Raw genomic sequence first — 1,037 nt, 5'->3', positions numbered from 1 at the left:
AAATCGTTTTTTATCTCGAGTTTCCATAATCTGTTTATCCATCTCTTCTAGAATGTCTTTCATTACCCGTGAAAAAGTTTTCTGTAGTTGGCGCCAGAGAAGCTCCTCCAACTGTTTTAAATGAGGGCATTCTATGATATTCTTATTCATAAGGGTTCACTCCTTTGGGTTATTTGTTCGTACATTTAATTTTATCAAGGAGTGACCCTTTTTTCATGCCTTTTACATGGTAGCTAGCGCGCTAACGCTTGCTTGCCCCTCATTTTGGAAAGGGTTCATTGACCCTTTCCAAAATGAGGGGGATATTTTTTGCCCACAATAATTTTACTCTTACAAAAAAATAAAAAAATGAATAAAAAAGCTCTTTTACATACCGTTCTATTTCTACTAGGGTTCTCAAGCATTTTTATTATGATTGGTTTTACCACCTCTTATATATCGGAATTCCTATTAACCTACCAAGATGCCATTAGACAAATTGGTGCTATTTTGATTATTTTCTTTGGACTAGTGATTGTTGGAATTTTTAATTTTAAATTTCTAATGAAGAATAAAAAAATCACATTCAAAAATCGTCCCGGCGGTTATGTTGGTTCTTTCATCATAGGAATGGCATTCTCTTTGGGATGGACTCCTTGTACCGGTCCAATACTAGCTATTGTGTTATCATTAGCTGCAACAAATCCTGATGTTGGTATGATTATGATGATTAGTTATGTTTTAGGTTTTTCGATTCCATTTCTATTATTAGCAATGTTTATTGGTAAAATTAAATGGATTAAAAAACATAGCCTAAAATTAATTAAAATTGGTGGATACATTATGATTTTCATGGGAGTAGCACTATTCTTTGATTGGTTGACAAAATTAACTTCCTTCTTAGCTGGATGGTTTGGTTTTTATGGATTTTAAACCTGGATTATTCATAAAAAACCTTTAATGCCCAAATAATGCTTATCTATCAAGTAATTGAGCTAAATGGTCCATGCATCAAATAAATGAAAAAAGAATCCATTTCTGATATGGTTAAAGCAACT

At 32.5% G+C, this 1,037-nt stretch carries 2 protein-coding genes; one reads left to right on the top strand and one right to left on the bottom strand.

Going from position 1 to position 1,037, the window contains the following annotated elements; all coding sequences use genetic code 11:
- Positions 1-150, bottom strand: a 150-nt coding sequence (locus GJS40_RS13975) for a UPF0236 family transposase-like protein (RefSeq protein WP_270898462.1), incomplete at its 3' end; no start/stop codon positions are given.
- Between the two features lie 159 nt (positions 151-309).
- Between GJS40_RS13975 and GJS40_RS13970 the strand changes: the two genes are divergently transcribed.
- Positions 310-912 carry a cytochrome c biogenesis CcdA family protein gene (locus GJS40_RS13970; RefSeq protein WP_270898461.1) on the top strand — a complete coding sequence of 201 codons (603 nt, stop codon included), beginning with the start codon at positions 310-312 and terminating at the stop codon, positions 910-912.
- Positions 913-1,037: the final 125 nt, after the last annotated feature.

The organism is Aliibacillus thermotolerans (genome assembly GCF_027853235.1).
In the GTDB taxonomy this organism is placed as follows: Bacteria; Bacillota; Bacilli; order Bacillales; family Marinococcaceae; genus Aliibacillus; species Aliibacillus thermotolerans.
Note: the sequence above shows the minus strand (reverse complement) of the source record. Positions and strands in the feature narration are given on the sequence as shown.